This is a genomic window from Enterobacter sp. 168J2 (genome assembly GCF_034107265.1).
GTDB classification, from domain to species: Bacteria; Pseudomonadota; Gammaproteobacteria; order Enterobacterales; family Enterobacteriaceae; genus Enterobacter; species Enterobacter nematophilus.
Map to the genome: position 1 here is coordinate 486,104 of NZ_JAWNEB010000002.1, position 16,652 is coordinate 502,755.

Sequence of the window (16,652 nt, forward strand, 5' to 3'; positions counted from 1 at the left end):
ACATGAAAAAAACCACATTAGCAATGAGTGCACTGGCTCTGAGTTTAGGTTTAGCGCTGTCTCCTCTGACTGCTACTGCAGCCGAGACCGCGTCGTCGGCAGCAACCGCGCAGCAGATGCCAAGCCTGGCACCGATGCTCGAAAAAGTGATGCCATCGGTGGTGAGTATTAACGTTGAGGGCAGCACGACCGTCAATACGCCGCGCATGCCGCGTAACTTCCAGCAGTTCTTCGGTGACAATTCACCGTTCTGCCAGGACGGTTCGCCATTCCAGAGTTCTCCGTTCTGTCAGGGCGGTGGCGCAGGGGATGACGGCCAGGGCGGCGGCCAGCAGCAGAAATTCATGGCGCTTGGCTCGGGGGTGATTATTGATGCGGCGAAAGGCTACGTCGTGACCAACAACCACGTTGTGAATAACGCTAACAGCATTAAGGTTCAGCTGAGTGATGGTCGTAAGTTCGATGCCAAGATGGTCGGTAAAGACCCGCGCTCTGACATCGCGCTGATCCAGATTCAGGATCCAAAAAACCTGACGGCGATTAAAATTGCCGACTCCGATTCGCTGCGCGTGGGCGATTACACCGTCGCTATCGGTAACCCGTTCGGTCTGGGTGAAACCGTGACCTCCGGTATCGTCTCTGCGCTGGGCCGTAGCGGCCTGAATGCGGAAAACTATGAAAACTTCATCCAGACGGATGCGGCCATTAACCGCGGTAACTCCGGCGGTGCGCTGGTGAACCTGAACGGCGAGCTGATCGGTATCAACACCGCTATTCTGGCACCGGACGGCGGCAACATCGGGATTGGCTTTGCTATCCCGAGCAACATGGTAAAAAACCTGACTGCTCAGATGGTGCAGTACGGCCAGGTGAAACGCGGTGAGCTGGGTATTATGGGTACCGAACTGAACTCCGAGCTGGCGAAAGCGATGAAGGTGGATGCGCAGCGCGGCGCGTTCGTGAGCCAGGTTATGCCGAACTCCTCGGCAGCGAAGGCGGGTATTAAAGCGGGTGATGTGATCACCTCCCTGAACGGTAAACCGATCAGCAGCTTTGCCGCCCTGCGTGCGGAAGTGGGCTCGATGCCGATTGGCAGCAAAGTGACCCTTGGCCTGCTGCGTGACGGCAAACCGGTTAACGTGAGCCTGGAGCTGCAGCAGAGCAGCCAGAATCAGGTGGATTCCAGCACTATCTTCAGCGGTATTGAAGGTGCCGAGATGAGCAATAAAGGCGCAGATAAAGGCGTGGTGGTGAACAACGTGAAGGCGAATTCACCAGCTGCCCGTATCGGCCTGAAAAAAGGCGATGTGATCATGGGGGCTAACCAGCAGCCGGTGAAAAACATTGCTGAATTGCGCAAAATTCTCGACAGCAAACCGTCCGTGCTGGCGCTGAATATCCAGCGCGGTGACACCTCAATCTATCTGCTGATGCAGTAATCCTTTTAAGCCCCTGTACGCAGGGGCTTTCTCGTTTCTGTGACGCCTACCGCAACGCCATACTTCCCCCTCTCACTTTGTGCATTCGCACAATGCAGCCGTCGCTGAACTTCCCTATGCTTGAGCTCTGCTCACAGGAGGGTTACATGGCTGGCTGGCATCTCGATACCAAAATGGCGCAGGATATCGTGGCGCGCACCATGCGCATCATTGATACCAATATCAACGTAATGGATGCCCGCGGGCGCATTATTGGCAGCGGCGATCGCGAGCGTATTGGGGAATTGCACGAAGGTGCCCTGCTGGTGCTCTCTCAGGGCCGCGTGGTTGATATCGACGATGCGGTAGCGAAACACCTGCACGGCGTGCGTCAGGGGATTAACCTGCCGCTGCGTCTGGAAGGGGAAATTGTTGGCGTTATTGGCCTGACGGGCGAACCGGAATCCCTGCGTAAATACGGCGAGCTGGTTTGTATGACGGCGGAAATGATGCTTGAGCAGTCGCGCCTGATGCACCTGCTTGCCCAGGACAGCCGTTTACGCGAGGAGCTGGTAATGAACCTGATTCAGGCGGAAGAGCATACGCCTGCACTCAGCGAATGGGCGCAGCGTCTGGGGATCGATCTGAACCAGCCGCGCGTGGTGGCGGTGATTGAGGTCGATAGCGGACAGCTTGGCGTAGACAGCGCGATGGCCGAGCTGCAGCAGCTGCAAAATGCGCTGGCGACGCCGGAGCGCGACAACCTGGTGGCGATAGTCTCGCTGACGGAAATGGTGGTACTCAAACCCGCGCTCAATCCATTCGGCCGCTGGGATGCTGAGGATCATCGTCGTCGCGTGGAACTGCTGATTTCCCGTATGGAGGAGAACGGCCAGCTGCGTTTTCGCGTTGCTCTGGGCAATTACTTTACCGGGCCGGGCAGCATCGCCCGATCCTGGCGTACCGCGCGCACAACCATGATGGTGGGCAAGCAGCGGATGCCGGAGAGCCGCAGTTATTTTTATCAGGATCTGATGCTGCCGGTGCTGCTCGACAGCCTGCGCGGCGGCTGGCAGGCGAACGAGCTTGCGCGGCCATTAGCGCGCCTGAAGGCGATGGACAATAACGGTTTGCTGCGCCGGACCCTGCAGGCGTGGTTCCGCCATAACGTGCAGCCGCTGGCGACGTCTAAAGCGCTGTTTATTCACCGCAACACCCTGGAGTATCGGCTTAACCGAATTTCGGAGCTGACGGGGCTGGATTTGGGAAACTTTGACGACAGGCTGCTGCTCTATATAGCGTTGCAGCTGGACGAGCAGAGATGATGCAGCGTGCGTTTTTCACCCTCTCCCTGTGGGAGAGGGTCGGGGTGAGGGGATCAGACCGCACCTGACTTATTTATTGCGCGTTAATTTCTCAAGATCCGCTTCAATCTCGCTGATCTTGTTGGTGACAACGCTTTCAAGGTGACGCAGATCGTCGAGGATCTTGCGCTTGAGATCGACTTCGGTGCGATCGCGCTGGCAAATCTGATCGAGTTCATCGATCACATAGCGCAGGTTAGGGCTAATTTCCTGCACCTCTTTATACCCTTGTCCTACGCCGTCAGCGACGACGGTCTTACGCTGGCGTGGATATTTAAACTTCACGCTCTTGGCGAAAAACTCTCCTTTATCCTTGTGAAAATAGATTTTTAAAATGTCGTTGTTGGCTTCCTGGCGAAGGCTGTAACGATCGATTTCATCAGGATTGGTAATGCCCAGACTTTTCAGATTATCGTACATAGCGGTACCCTTATCTCAACATAACCTTTGAATAATTAACGAAAAAATTCCTTTTTGCCACCCTCACATACCAAAAAAGCGGGGTCGATCCTGATTACATGTCACTGAAATTACCGGGCAGGGAAGGTGCATTGCCCCCACTCGTTTATTGTTGTTTTTAACGACTACGTCAAGTGGAAATCAATTTTATACCTTAATCGGCATTCTCATCGCTGACGCAGCATAGCGATAGCCGTGAGAAAAGAAGAGCGAGACGGTATTCAAAACCGGGGAAATGAGGCAAAGTTATCGCACGAAAGCGTAGCCCGCGGGGATAATGACATGTCAGGACGCATTGATTATCAAATCGAAAAATACAGCTTTGGCGCCGCCGATGAGAGCCCAAGGCTCACGCACCAGTGGGCAGAAGTTGCCGCAGAGTGCCGCCAGCTAAAGGCAGGTGCGGAAGAGCGTCTACGCATTGCCTTGCTGAACGTGGATTATGTCACCAGCTTCGAACTGCCATTCCGACTGGTGCTGACCCGCGCCCCGCAGCTTATCGCCGGGCTGCGCGATGAGTTTCAGCTAAGCCAGAAGAACGTCATCTTTAACGGCAAGCGCTTTGGCTGCGTCTACAGCCTGAAGGCCGATCTCAATGCGATTCCCGAGGCTTTTCAGTACCGCATGAGTACCCGCATTCGACGGATCGATCCCACAGGGCTTACTGCAGAGCCTTTCCGGCAGATTGCCAAAGAGGTAAAAGCGCCGCGTGAGCGACTGAAGCTGGCGCTGGAGTCGGGTCTGGCCGTGACGGCTCTCGACGGGCTTTTCTGGCTGGGGAGCCAGCGTATGGCGGCGGATATCGCAGGGTTGAGAAAAAAGGGAATGGCAATCGCGACGGCGGAAACAGACGTTTTTGATGATTATACCGGGACGCACAGGCGGGTCCCGGTATATCAACGCGTCGGGGATTAGTCGATGGTGCGCAGCAGTTCGTTGATGCCCACTTTACCGCGGGTTTTCGCATCTACTTTCTTCACGATAACCGCACAGTACAGGCTGTATTTACCGTCTTTTGACGGCAGGTTACCGGAAACGACCACGGAGCCCGCAGGAACGCGACCGTAGTGCACTTCGCCAGTTTCGCGGTCGTAAATACGGGTGCTCTGGCCGATGTAAACGCCCATGGAGATCACGGAGCCTTCTTCCACGATCACGCCTTCCACCACTTCTGAACGTGCGCCGATGAAGCAGTTGTCTTCGATGATGGTCGGGTTAGCCTGCAGTGGCTCCAGTACGCCACCGATGCCGACGCCGCCGGACAGGTGAACGTTTTTACCGATCTGCGCGCAGGAACCGACGGTTGCCCAGGTATCAACCATGGTACCTTCGTCAACGTACGCACCGATGTTCACATAGGATGGCATCAGCACGGTGTTACGTGCGATGAATGCGCCCTGACGTACAGCCGCCGGTGGTACCACGCGGAAGCCTTCTTTCTGGAAACGCGCTTCGTCGTAATCCGTGAATTTCATTGGCACTTTATCGAAGTAGCGGCTTTCTGCTCCGTCGATAACCTGGTTATCGTTGATGCGGAAAGAGAGCAGCACGGCCTTCTTCAGCCATTGATGAGTGACCCACTGACCGTCGATTTTTTCTGCCACGCGCAGCGCGCCGGAATCCAGCAGGGAAATAACCTGGTTTACCGCTTCACGGGTCACGGTATCCACATTTGCCGGAGTGATCTCGGCGCGACGCTCAAAAGCGGACTCAATAACGTTCTGTAACTGCTGCATTGTTTACTCTTTCCATTTCACTAAAAAACACGTCACCCTTTATCGTTTGGATTGAGGGCTGCTGTCAACCGTTGTTGCACTTCAAGCTGCAGGTCATTATTAAGGGCACGCCGGTCTGCGGTGGCGATTATAAATAAATCTTCTACTCGCTCGCCAATGGTTGTAATTCGGGCGCCATGAAGCGAAATTCCCAGATCGGCAAAAACCTGGCCGACGCGGGCAAGCAGCCCTGGCTGGTCGAGCGCGATCAGCTCCAGGAACGATTTACGGTCGGTGTGGGTCGGCAGGAAATTAACCTCGGTATCGACGGTAAAGTGGCGTAATTTAGCCGGCTGGCGACGCGGCTGCGGCGGCTGCCAGCTGCGCTGGGTAATCGCCTGCTCCAGACCGAAACGTATCCCTTCATGCCTGTCCGACGACAGTGGGCTGCCGTCCGGCTCCAGCACGATAAAAGTATCCATCGCCATGCCGTCGCGGGTGGTAAAAATCTGCGCGTCGTGAACGCTCAGGTTACGCCTGTCCAGCTCGGCGCAGACGGCAGCAAACAGATAAGGCCGGTCCGGGCTCCAGATGAATATCTCCGTTCCGCCGCGCGTGGCCTGCGGGCTCAGCAGGATCATCGGTTGAGACAGATCGTGCTTCAGCAGGTGCCGCGCGTGCCAGGCAAGCTGGTTTGGGCTGTGGCGTACAAAGTAGTTGGCACGACAGCGGGCCCAAATCTGATGCAGCGCCTCTTCATTAATGTTATCCATCCGCAGCAGCGCCAGCGCCTGCAACTGGTGATGACGCACGCGCTCGCGCATGTCCGGGGTGTTTTGCATCCCGCGACGCAGCTGTTTTTCGGTGGCGAAGTACAGCTCGCGCAGCAGGCTCTGCTTCCAGCTGTTCCACAGGGTCTCGTTGGTGGCGCAAATATCGGCCACCGTCAGGCAGACCAGATAGCGCAGACGGTTTTCCGTTTGCACCTCTTCGGCGAACTGCTTAATCACCTCAGGGTCCTGAATATCGCGACGCTGGGCGGTGACCGACATCAGCAGGTGATGGCGCACCAGCCAGGCGACCAGCTGCGTTTCACGTGAGTTGAGACCGTGCAGTTCGGCAAATTTCAGCACGTCCTGCGCGCCCAGCACCGAGTGATCGCCGCCGCGGCCCTTGGCGATGTCGTGGAACAGGGCGGCAATCAGGATCAGTTCCGGGTGGGTCAGGCGCGGCCACAGCTCCACGCACAGGGGATGGCGGGAGCGCGTCTCTTCTTTCGCAAAGCTTTCCAGCTTGAGCATCACGCGGATGGTGTGTTCATCCACCGTGTAGGCGTGGAACAGATCGAACTGCATCTGCCCGACGATGTGCGACCACTGCGGCATATAGGCCCACAGCACGCTGTGGCGGTGCATCGGCAGCAGCCCGCGGCTGACGGCGCCCGGGTGGCGAAGCATGCTCAGAAACAGCGAGCGTGCTTCCGGGATGTAACACAAAGGCTGCGTCAGATGGCGGCGCGCGTGGCGCAGATGGCGCAGGGTAGTGGAGTAGATCCCGGTGATCGTGCTGTTGCGCACCATGGTGTAGAACATCCGCAGGATCGCTTCCGGCTCGCGGATAAACAGCGTTTCGTCGCGCAAATCGATCAGCGTGCCGCGCAGCTGGAATTCGTCATCAATCGGGCGCGGCTTTTCGTCCGCCGTCAGAGCAAGGATCGCTTCATCAAACAGCTGCAACAGCATCTGGTTCAGCTCGGTGACCCGGCGGGTGACGCGGAAGAAATCCTTCATCATCTGCTCAACCGGCTCGTTGCCTTCGCCCTGATAGTTCAGCCGCTGCGCTACGCTGAGCTGACGGTCAAACAGCAGGCGGTTATCGTAGCGGGTAACTTCCAGATGCAGAGCAAAACGGATGCGCCACAGCAGGTGCAGGCATTCGTTCAGCTCGTTACGCTCGGCCTCGGTCAGGAAGCCGAAGCCGACCATCTCGTCCATCGAGGTGGCGCCAAAGTGGCGACGGGCGACCCACTGTAACGTGTGGATGTCGCGTAGGCCACCGGGGCTGCTTTTAATATCGGGTTCAAGATTATAGCTGGTGCCGTGGTAGCGCTGGTGGCGCTGGTTTTGCTCCTCGACCTTGGCGGCGAAGAATTTCTCAGATGGCCAGAAGCCGTCGCTGAAAATATGTTTTTGCAGCTCCAGAAACAGCGCGACGTCGCCAATCAGCAGGCGGGTTTCAATCAGGTTGGTGGCGACGGTCAGGTCAGATAACCCCTCCAGCAGGCACTCTTCCAGGGTGCGCACGCTGTGGCCCACTTCAAGCTTGACGTCCCAGAGCAGGGTCAGCAGCTCGCCTATTTTCTGCGCCTGTTCGTCCGGCAGCTTTTTGCGGCTTAAGATCAGGAGATCGATATCGGAAAGCGGATGCAGCTCACCGCGGCCATAGCCCCCGACGGCAACCAGCGCGACGTCGCTAACCTGCCCGAAACCGTAGTCGATCCACAGACGCTGCAGGAGCTGGTCGATAAATTCGGTGCGCGCTTCAATGAGCTGCTCGGCAGATACGCCCGCGTCGAACGCGCTGCCCAGCCAGCGGTGGAAAACATCCATATGGGCTTTTATGTGCGCGCAGGTCAGCTCGTGCGGCGGCCAGACGCCCGGGTTATCGGGTTGGTCGGGGAGGGTGGGAAGTGCTGTGTTAGCATACTGTTCGGGTAATAGATTACTCATCGTGCGCCACCCATAAGAAAAAGCTATCGCCATTAAAAAAGCCGGCATTTGCCGGCTTCTTATCACTCAATGTTCGTCAGTATCGCCGGGATGGTGTCATCCTTGCGCAACGTCATAATTTCGCAGCCGTTGTCCGTTACCACAATAGTATGCTCGTACTGGGCAGACAAGCTTCTGTCTTTGGTTTTCACCGTCCAGCCGTCTTTCATGGTGCGAATGCGGTAGTCACCGGCGTTGACCATCGGCTCGATGGTGAAGGTCATCCCTTTTTGCAGCAGCACGCCGCCGTCATCGGCATCATAGTGCAGCACCTGCGGCTCTTCATGGAAGACGCGGCCAATGCCGTGACCGCAGTACTCGCGCACCACGGAGAAACCTTCCGCTTCCACGAATTTCTGAATTGCGGCACCGAGGGTGCGCAGGCGAATGCCCGGCTTAACCATTTTCAGCGCCAGGTACAGGCTCTCTTGCGTCACTTTGCACAGACGCTCGCCCAGAATCGTTGGTTTGCCAACGATGAACATCTTAGAGGTGTCACCGTGGTACTCGTCTTTAATGACGGTCACGTCGATGTTGACGATGTCCCCATCTTTCAGCAGTTTTTCGTCGTCCGGAATACCGTGGCAAACCACTTCATTAATAGAGATGCAGACGGATTTCGGGAAGCCGTGGTAGCCGAGACAGGCGGAAACCGCGTGCTGCTCGTTAACGATATAGTCATTACAGATGCGATCCAGTTCGCCGGTGCTGACGCCCGGCTTCACGAACGGCTCGATCATTTCCAGCACTTCCGCGGCCAGACGACCGGCGACGCGCATCTTTTCAATTTCTTCAGGTGTCTTAATAGAGATAGCCATGTAATCTGTCCATCGGTGTCGATTTTTTCGACAATACTAGTCTAAGTGTCGTCAATGGTATCAGTCAGGCACGTCCCGTGCCAAATTGAGAATCATTAACAGCACACTCCGCCAACAACTGTTGGTTTCTGGTCGTGTTTTGTGGTATAAAGCGCGCCGGACTTCCGATCCATCTCAGATACACAGGCTGGACGGAAGCGACAAATCTCACTTTGTGTAACAACACACACGTATCGGCACATATTCCGGGGTGCCCTTCGGGGTCGGTAATATGGGATACGTGGAGGCATAACCCCAACTTTCAATATAGAGGTTTTAAAACATGGCAACTGTTTCCATGCGCGACATGCTCAAGGCTGGTGTTCACTTTGGTCACCAGACCCGTTACTGGAACCCGAAAATGAAGCCTTTCATCTTCGGCGCGCGTAACAAAGTTCACATCATCAACCTTGAGAAAACTGTACCAATGTTCAACGAAGCCCTGGCTGAGCTGAACAAGATCTCTTCCCGTAAAGGTAAGATTCTGTTCGTTGGTACTAAGCGCGCTGCAAGCGAAGCTGTGAAAGATGCTGCTAACAGCTGCGACCAGTTCTTCGTGAACCATCGCTGGTTGGGCGGCATGCTGACCAACTGGAAAACTGTTCGTCAGTCCATCAAGCGCCTGAAAGATCTGGAAACCCAGTCTCAGGACGGTACTTTCGACAAGCTGACTAAGAAAGAAGCGCTGATGCGCACTCGTGAACTGGACAAGCTGGAAAACAGCCTGGGCGGTATCAAAGATATGGGCGGCCTGCCAGACGCGCTGTTCGTAATCGATGCAGACCACGAGCACATCGCTATCAAAGAAGCTAACAACCTGGGTATCCCGGTATTCGCTATCGTTGATACCAACTCCGATCCGGACGGTGTTGACTTCGTTATCCCGGGTAACGACGACGCAATCCGTGCTGTTAGCCTGTACCTGAGCGCTGTAGCTGCTACCGTTCGTGAAGGCCGTTCCCAGGATCTGGCTTCTCAGGCGGAAGAAAGCTTCGTAGAAGCTGAATAATAAGGTTTTACCCCTTATTAGTACCGTGTATGAATAGGGGCCCATTATCGGCCCCTTTTTTCAATTTACACTGTTTGGCCTCCGGCCGGGCAGTTCACATCTCCCGAGGATTTAAGAATGGCTGAAATTACCGCATCCCTGGTAAAAGAGCTGCGCGAGCGTACTGGCGCAGGCATGATGGATTGCAAAAAAGCGCTGACTGAAGCGAACGGCGACATCGAGCTGGCAATCGAAAACATGCGTAAATCCGGTGCGATCAAAGCAGCTAAGAAAGCAGGCAACGTTGCTGCTGACGGCGTGATCATCACTAAAATCGACGGCACCTACGGCATCATTCTGGAAGTTAACTGCCAGACTGACTTCGTTGCTAAAGATGGCGGTTTCCAGGCATTTGCGAACAAAGTTCTGGACGCAGCTGTTGCTGGCAAAATCACTGACGTTGAAGTTCTGAAAGCACAGTTCGAAGAAGAACGTGTTGCGCTGGTTGCTAAAATCGGTGAGAACATCAACATCCGTCGTGTATCTTCTCTGGAAGGTGAAGTACTGGGTTCTTACCAGCACGGCGCACGTATCGGTGTTCTGGTTGCGGCTAAAGGCGCTGATGAAGAGCTGGTTAAACAGCTGGCAATGCACATCGCTGCAAGCAAGCCAGAATTCGTTAAGCCAGAAGACGTGTCTGCTGAAGTGGTAGAGAAAGAGTACCAGGTTCAGCTGGACATCGCGATGCAGTCTGGTAAGCCAAAAGAAATCGCAGAGAAAATGGTTGAAGGCCGCATGAAGAAATTCACCGGCGAAGTTTCTCTGACTGGCCAGCCTTTCGTTATGGATCCAAGCAAGTCTGTTGCTCAGCTGCTGAAAGAGCACAACGCTGACGTAACTGGCTTCATCCGCTTCGAAGTGGGCGAAGGCATCGAGAAAGTTGAGACTGACTTCGCAGCAGAAGTTGCTGCAATGTCCAAGCAGTCTTAATGATTGAAAAGGAGCCGCCTGAGGGCGGCTTCTTTTTGTCACCCGTCACAGGAAATCAGACAGGCTCCAGTATCGCCGTGCTGATTTGCGGCATATTATGTCGCCAGAATTAACTCCCATCTTAATCGTTGACAGTCTCAGGAAAGAAACATGGCTACCAATGCAAAACCCGTGTACAAACGCATTCTGCTTAAGCTGAGTGGCGAAGCGCTGCAGGGATCGGAAGGCTTCGGTATTGACGCAAGCATCCTTGATCGCATGGCACAGGAAATCAAAGAACTGGTCGAACTGGGTATCCAGGTTGGCGTGGTCATTGGCGGTGGCAACCTTTTCCGTGGTGCTGGTCTGGCGAAAGCGGGGATGAACCGCGTTGTGGGCGACCACATGGGTATGCTGGCAACCGTGATGAATGGCCTGGCAATGCGTGACGCTCTGCATCGCGCTTATGTGAACGCCCGCCTGATGTCCGCGATTCCCCTGAATGGCGTATGCGATAATTACAGCTGGGCAGAGGCTATCAGCCTGCTGCGCAACAACCGCGTGGTGATCCTCTCCGCCGGTACGGGTAACCCGTTCTTTACCACCGATTCCGCTGCCTGCCTGCGCGGTATCGAAATTGAAGCCGATGTGGTGCTGAAAGCGACCAAAGTAGACGGCGTGTTTACTGCCGACCCGGCAAAAGATCCGTCTGCGACCATGTACGATCAGCTGAGCTACAGCGAAGTGCTGGATAAAGAGCTGAAAGTGATGGATCTTGCCGCCTTTACGCTGGCTCGCGACCACAAACTGCCGATCCGTGTCTTCAACATGAACAAGCCTGGAGCACTGCGTCGCGTGGTCATGGGCGAAAAAGAAGGCACTTTGATCACGGAATAATTTCCGTCGACGATAAATACAGGTAAGATTCCGCTTTACTTTGTAGTGGTATCTTACCTGGACGCGCCTTTGGCGTTGTCATGAATTAAACGCGACTATACTTAGCACACCTGTAGCACTGTGCTGGCGGATAGTCTGCCTGAGACAAGTTTTCAAGGATTCGTAACGTGATTAACGACATCAGAAAAGATGCTGAAGTACGCATGGACAAATGCGTAGAAGCGTTCAAAAACCAAATCAGCAAAATCCGTACTGGCCGTGCTTCCCCAAGCCTGCTGGATGGCATCATCGTAGAATACTACGGTACGCCAACCCCTTTGCGTCAGCTGGCGAGCGTGACGGTTGAAGATACCCGTACGCTGAAAATCAACGTCTTCGATCGCTCTATGAGCCCGGCCGTTGAGAAAGCGATCATGACCTCTGACCTGGGTCTGAACCCAAGCTCTGCGGGCGCTGACATCCGCGTTCCGCTGCCTCCGCTGACGGAAGAGCGTCGTAAAGACCTGATTAAAGTGGTTCGCGGTGAAGCTGAGCAGGGTCGTGTTTCCGTACGTAACGTGCGCCGCGACGCGAACGATAAAGTGAAAGCACTGCTGAAAGAAAAAGAGATCAGCGAAGATGACGATCGTCGTTCTCAGGACGACATTCAGAAAATGACCGACGCTGCCATCAAGAAAATTGATGCGGCGCTGGCAGAAAAAGAAGCGGAACTGATGCAGTTCTGATTTCTGTCGTACACTGATAAACGCCGTTCAGAGGGACTTCGGGTCTTGCTGGCGGCGTTTTGCTTTTATCTGGTCTAACTTTTTCGGGCATCTCATGAAGCATTTAACACTCCTCGGCTCAACCGGCTCCATTGGTTGCAGTACTCTCGACGTCGTCCGCCATAATCCTGAACTTTACACCGTGACAGCGCTGGTGGCCGGTAAGAATGTGCAGCGTATGGTCGAGCAGTGTCTGGAGTTTATGCCCCGCTATGCGGTGATGGATGACGAAGAGAGCGCGCGCCTGCTGAAAGCCCAGCTGCGTGAGAAGGGCAGCCGAACCGAGGTGCTGAGTGGCCAGCAGGCGGCCTGCGAGATGGCGGCGCTGGATGAGGTTGACCAGGTTATGGCGGCCATCGTCGGCGCGGCCGGGCTGCTGCCGACACTTGCTGCGATCGATGCCGGTAAAGATGTTTTGCTCGCCAATAAAGAGTCGCTGGTGACCTGCGGACGTCTGTTTATGGACGCGGTAAAACAGCGCGGGGCACGTCTTTTACCGGTCGACAGCGAGCACAACGCCATTTTTCAGAGTTTACCGCAACCTTTTCAACAGAACCTGGGGTACGCTGACCTGGAGCAGAATGGCGTTGTGTCGATTCTGCTTACCGGGTCTGGTGGCCCGTTCCGTGAAACGCCACTGTCTGAACTGCGCGCAATGACGCCGGATCAGGCGTGCCGTCATCCGAACTGGTCAATGGGGCGTAAAATCTCCGTGGATTCTGCCACCATGATGAACAAAGGTCTGGAATACATTGAAGCGCGCTGGCTGTTTAATGCGTCGGCGAAACAGATGGAAGTACTGATCCACCCGCAGTCGGTGATTCACTCGATGGTGCGCTATCAGGATGGCAGCGTGCTGGCACAGCTCGGCGAGCCGGATATGCGTACGCCTATTGCCCATTCAATGGCATGGCCGAACCGGGTGAAATCCGGCGTGAAGCCGCTTGATTTCTGTAAGCTCAGTTCTCTGACGTTCAGTGAACCAGACTACGATCGTTATCCTTGTCTGAAGCTTGCAATGAACGCCTTTGACCAGGGGCAGGCGGCGACGACGGCACTGAATGCAGCCAATGAAATTACCGTTGACGCATTTCTGAATCAGCAGATCCGTTTTACCGATATCGCGACCTTAAATTTATCGGTACTGGAAATGATGGATTTGCGCGAGCCACAAAGCGTGGAAGAGGTGCTGGCGGTGGATACAGCTGCTCGTGATATTGCGCGTAAACAGGTGACACGTCTCGCAAGCTGGTGATAAAGCAAGCACTAGTGGTCGTGCTATTTGTTAGCGTTGGGCTTCAGTGATATAGTCTGCGCCACCTGATCGCAGGAATTTGACTTTATGTGGTCAGGTAAGCCGTGGTTTGACACGGCTTTTTTATGTACAGGCTTAAGTATTCCTGAGTACCGTTAAATCCTTTCAGGGACAAAAAACGCGTTATGTTGTCTGCGAATCAACCAATAAGCGAAAACTTGCCAGCTCATGGCTGCCGTCATGTAGCAATCATTATGGATGGCAACGGGCGCTGGGCGAAAAGACAAGGGAAAATACGAGCCTTTGGGCATAAAGCGGGAGCGAAATCTGTTCGCCGCGCCGTCTCTTTTGCCGCCAATAACGGCATTGATGCGTTAACGCTCTATGCTTTTAGCAGTGAAAACTGGAATCGACCTCCGCAGGAAGTGACTGCGTTGATGGAATTGTTCGTGTGGGCGCTAGACAGCGAAGTAAAAAGCCTGCACCGCCACAACGTTCGCCTGCGCATTATTGGCGATACCAGTCGTTTTAACTCACGTTTGCAGGAGCGGATTCGTAAAGCAGAAGCGCTGACGGAAAATAATACCGGTCTGACGCTCAACGTTGCGGCGAATTACGGTGGACGCTGGGATATTATCCAGGGCGTTCGGCATCTGGCCGAACAGGTTCAGGAAGGGCTGTTGAGACCCGACCAGATTGATGAAGAGGCGCTGAGCAAGCAAATCTGCATGAATGAACTGGCACCTGTGGATTTGGTAATTAGGACAGGGGGGGAACATCGCATAAGTAACTTTCTGATATGGCAAATTGCCTATGCTGAACTTTACTTTACGGATGTTCTCTGGCCCGATTTTGATGAACAAGACTTTGAAGGTGCGCTGCATGCCTTTGCCAATCGAGAGCGTCGTTTCGGCGGCACCGAGCCAGGTGGCGACAAAGCCTGATGGGGGTAGCTTTTGCTGAAGTATCGCCTGATTTCCGCTTTTGTTTTAATACCCATTGTCATTGCGGCGCTGTTTTTACTGCCCCCGGTGGGATTCGCCATTGTCACGCTGGTAGTGTGCATGCTCGCCGCCTGGGAATGGGGGCAGTTTAGCGGCTTTACCTCGCGCAGCCAGCGGGTATGGCTTGCGGTACTCTGTGGCTTTATCCTGGCCATAATGCTGTTTACGTTGCCTGAATATCACCATGATATTCATCAACCGCTGGTTGCCGGCTCCCTGTGGGTGTCGTTGGCCTGGTGGGTTGCCGCGCTGTTGCTGGTGCTTTTTTATCCAGGTTCAGCCGCAATATGGCGGCATTCAAAAGTGCTGCGACTGATTTTTGGTTTGCTCACCATTGTTCCGTTTTTCTGGGGCATGGTCGCGCTGCGCGCCTGGCACTATGACGAAAACCACTACAGCGGTGCGATCTGGCTGCTTTATGTGATGATTCTCGTCTGGGGGGCTGACTCCGGGGCCTATATGTTTGGTAAACTGTTTGGCAAACATAAGCTGGCACCAAAAGTTTCTCCGGGGAAAACCTGGCAAGGCTTCATCGGCGGCTTGTTTACGGCAGCGATCATCTCCTGGGGCTATGGCGTCTGGGCAGATCTGGCCGTGGCACCGTCAATACTGCTGGTGTGCTCGATTTTTGCTGCACTTGCCTCAGTGCTCGGTGATTTAACCGAAAGTATGTTTAAGCGTGAAGCAGGGATTAAGGACAGCGGACATCTTATTCCAGGGCATGGCGGTATACTGGATCGCATTGACAGCCTGACAGCGGCTGTTCCAGTATTTGCTTGCCTGCTTTTACTGGTATTCGGGACGATTTAACGGAAGGTTTTATGCTGAGCATTCTCTGGAATCTGGCGGCGTTCATTGTTGCACTGGGTGTACTGATTACCGTGCATGAATTTGGCCATTTCTGGGTTGCTCGCCGTTGTGGTGTGCGGGTAGAGCGATTCTCCATCGGTTTTGGCAAATCACTCTGGACGCGCACCGACCGTCACGGCACGGAATTTGTCATTGCCCTTATCCCGCTTGGCGGCTACGTCAAAATGCTCGACGAACGCGTTGAGCCAGTCGCTCCCGAACTGCGACACAGTGCGTTTAACAACAAAACCGTTGGACAACGCGCCGCCATCATTGCTGCCGGACCGGTAGCCAACTTCATTTTTGCGATTTTCGCTTACTGGCTGGTGTTTATCATCGGCGTCCCTGGCGTGCGTCCGGTAGTGGGGGAGATTGCCCCTGACTCCATCGCGGCGTGTGCGCAAATTACATCCGGGATGGAACTTAAAGCGATTGATGGTATCGAAACCCCTGATTGGGATGCCGTGCGACTGCAGCTGGTAGCCAAAATTGGCGATCCGCAGACAACTATCAGCGTATCGCCGTTTGGGTCAGACGCGCGTCAGGACAAAGTACTGGATTTACGCCACTGGCGTGTCGAGCCAGACAAAGAGGATCCCGTCGCTGCGCTGGGCATTCGTCCCCGCGGCGCGCAGATTGAGCCGGTATTAGCCGAAGTACAGGCTAATTCGGCGGCGAGCAAAGCGGGTTTGCAAGCTGGCGACAGGATCGTTAAAGTCGATGGTCAACCATTAACAGAGTGGATGACCTTTGTTACTCTGGTGCGCGATAATCCGGGGACGTCCCTCGCGCTGGAAGTTGAAAGGCAAGGCAGTCCGCTTTCGCTGACGCTGATCCCGGATACGAAGTCGGTCGGCAAAAAGGCAGAAGGGTTTGCAGGCGTTGTGCCAAAAGTGATCCCGCTGCCAGATGAGTACAAGACAATACGCCAGTATGGGCCGTTCAGCGCCATTCTTGAAGCCACGGATAAAACATGGCAACTGATGAAGCTGACGGTCAACATGTTGGGGAAATTGATAACCGGTGATGTGAAACTGAACAACCTCAGTGGGCCAATCTCGATTGCTCAGGGGGCTGGGATGTCAGCGGAGTTCGGGGTGATTTACTATCTCATGTTCCTCGCGCTTATTAGCGTGAACCTTGGGATTATCAACCTGTTCCCGCTTCCCGTTTTAGACGGGGGTCATCTGCTGTTTTTAGCGATTGAAAAGCTAAAAGGCGGGCCGGTATCCGAGCGAGTTCAAGACTTTAGTTATCGCATTGGCTCGATTTTGCTGGTGCTGTTAATGGGGCTTGCACTTTTCAATGATTTCTCTCGGTTGTAAGAGAGTTAGTTAGGAAGAAC

General features: G+C 54.5%; 15 protein-coding genes. 11 read left to right on the forward strand and 4 right to left on the reverse strand.

Annotation, left to right across the window (positions count from 1 at the left end; all coding sequences use genetic code 11):
• Positions 1-2: 2 nt before the first annotated feature.
• Entirely contained in the window at positions 3-1,439 is a 1,437-nt protein-coding gene (gene degP, locus USG84_RS10370; RefSeq protein WP_151413523.1) for a serine endoprotease DegP, read from the forward strand.
• 146 nt (positions 1,440-1,585) lie between these two features.
• Positions 1,586-2,743, forward strand: coding sequence for a CdaR family transcriptional regulator (locus USG84_RS10375; protein WP_151413524.1), 1,158 nt, complete (start codon positions 1,586-1,588; stop codon positions 2,741-2,743).
• Between the two features lie 69 nt (positions 2,744-2,812).
• On the opposite strand, the gene USG84_RS10380 is transcribed toward USG84_RS10375, so the two are convergent.
• Positions 2,813-3,202 (reverse strand): DUF3461 family protein, encoded by a 390-nt coding sequence (locus tag USG84_RS10380; RefSeq protein ID WP_008501916.1) that lies wholly within the window; start codon positions 3,200-3,202, stop codon positions 2,813-2,815.
• A gap of 321 nt (positions 3,203-3,523) precedes the next feature.
• Between USG84_RS10380 and USG84_RS10385 the strand changes: the two genes are divergently transcribed.
• Positions 3,524-4,156 (forward strand): DNA-binding protein, encoded by a 633-nt coding sequence (locus USG84_RS10385; RefSeq protein ID WP_041911197.1) that lies wholly within the window; start codon positions 3,524-3,526, stop codon positions 4,154-4,156.
• Here USG84_RS10385 and dapD read toward each other — a convergent pair.
• The 3 genes from dapD to map form a co-directional block, all read right to left on the reverse strand.
• Positions 4,153-4,977, reverse strand: a complete 825-nt coding sequence (gene dapD, locus USG84_RS10390; protein ID WP_253540775.1) for a 2,3,4,5-tetrahydropyridine-2,6-dicarboxylate N-succinyltransferase — start codon at positions 4,975-4,977, stop codon at positions 4,153-4,155. The genes USG84_RS10385 and dapD overlap by 4 nt on opposite strands.
• A 32-nt stretch (positions 4,978-5,009) precedes the next feature.
• On the reverse strand, positions 5,010-7,685 hold the full coding sequence (glnD, locus tag USG84_RS10395) for a bifunctional uridylyltransferase/uridylyl-removing protein GlnD (protein WP_049137805.1): 2,676 nt from the start codon (positions 7,683-7,685) through the stop codon (positions 5,010-5,012).
• Positions 7,686-7,747: 62 nt separating this feature from the next.
• Complete coding sequence (map, locus tag USG84_RS10400) at positions 7,748-8,542, reverse strand: type I methionyl aminopeptidase (RefSeq protein ID WP_151413525.1); 795 nt, start codon at positions 8,540-8,542, stop codon at positions 7,748-7,750.
• Positions 8,543-8,864: 322 nt separating this feature from the next.
• On the opposite strand from map, the gene rpsB reads away from it, so the two are divergent.
• The 8 genes from rpsB to rseP all read left to right on the forward strand — a co-directional run bounded on the left by rpsB (position 8,865) and on the right by rseP (position 16,632).
• On the forward strand, positions 8,865-9,590 hold the full coding sequence (gene rpsB, locus USG84_RS10405) for a 30S ribosomal protein S2 (RefSeq protein WP_003856207.1): 726 nt from the start codon (positions 8,865-8,867) through the stop codon (positions 9,588-9,590).
• A 117-nt stretch (positions 9,591-9,707) separates the two neighbouring features.
• A complete protein-coding gene (tsf, locus tag USG84_RS10410; protein ID WP_028015579.1) occupies positions 9,708-10,559 on the forward strand; it encodes a translation elongation factor Ts in 852 nt (283 codons plus the stop codon).
• A 150-nt stretch (positions 10,560-10,709) separates the two neighbouring features.
• Positions 10,710-11,435: a UMP kinase gene (gene pyrH / locus USG84_RS10415; RefSeq protein WP_008501910.1), complete on the forward strand. Its 726-nt coding sequence runs from the start codon at positions 10,710-10,712 to the stop codon at positions 11,433-11,435.
• A 167-nt stretch (positions 11,436-11,602) separates the two neighbouring features.
• On the forward strand, positions 11,603-12,160 hold the full coding sequence (gene frr / locus USG84_RS10420) for a ribosome recycling factor (RefSeq protein WP_151413526.1): 558 nt from the start codon (positions 11,603-11,605) through the stop codon (positions 12,158-12,160).
• Positions 12,161-12,254: 94 nt separating this feature from the next.
• A complete protein-coding gene (gene ispC / locus USG84_RS10425; RefSeq protein ID WP_061099169.1) occupies positions 12,255-13,454 on the forward strand; it encodes a 1-deoxy-D-xylulose-5-phosphate reductoisomerase in 1,200 nt (399 codons plus the stop codon).
• Between the two features lie 185 nt (positions 13,455-13,639).
• The gene (gene ispU, locus USG84_RS10430; protein WP_028015581.1) at positions 13,640-14,398 is read left to right on the forward strand and encodes a (2E,6E)-farnesyl-diphosphate-specific ditrans,polycis-undecaprenyl-diphosphate synthase; all 759 of its coding nucleotides are present in this window, start codon (positions 13,640-13,642) and stop codon (positions 14,396-14,398) included.
• Between the two features lie 12 nt (positions 14,399-14,410).
• Positions 14,411-15,268: a phosphatidate cytidylyltransferase gene (cdsA, locus tag USG84_RS10435; protein WP_061099168.1), complete on the forward strand. Its 858-nt coding sequence runs from the start codon at positions 14,411-14,413 to the stop codon at positions 15,266-15,268.
• An 11-nt stretch (positions 15,269-15,279) separates the two neighbouring features.
• The gene (gene rseP / locus USG84_RS10440) at positions 15,280-16,632 is read left to right on the forward strand and encodes a sigma E protease regulator RseP (RefSeq protein WP_253540778.1); all 1,353 of its coding nucleotides are present in this window, start codon (positions 15,280-15,282) and stop codon (positions 16,630-16,632) included.
• Positions 16,633-16,652 lie beyond the last annotated feature (20 nt).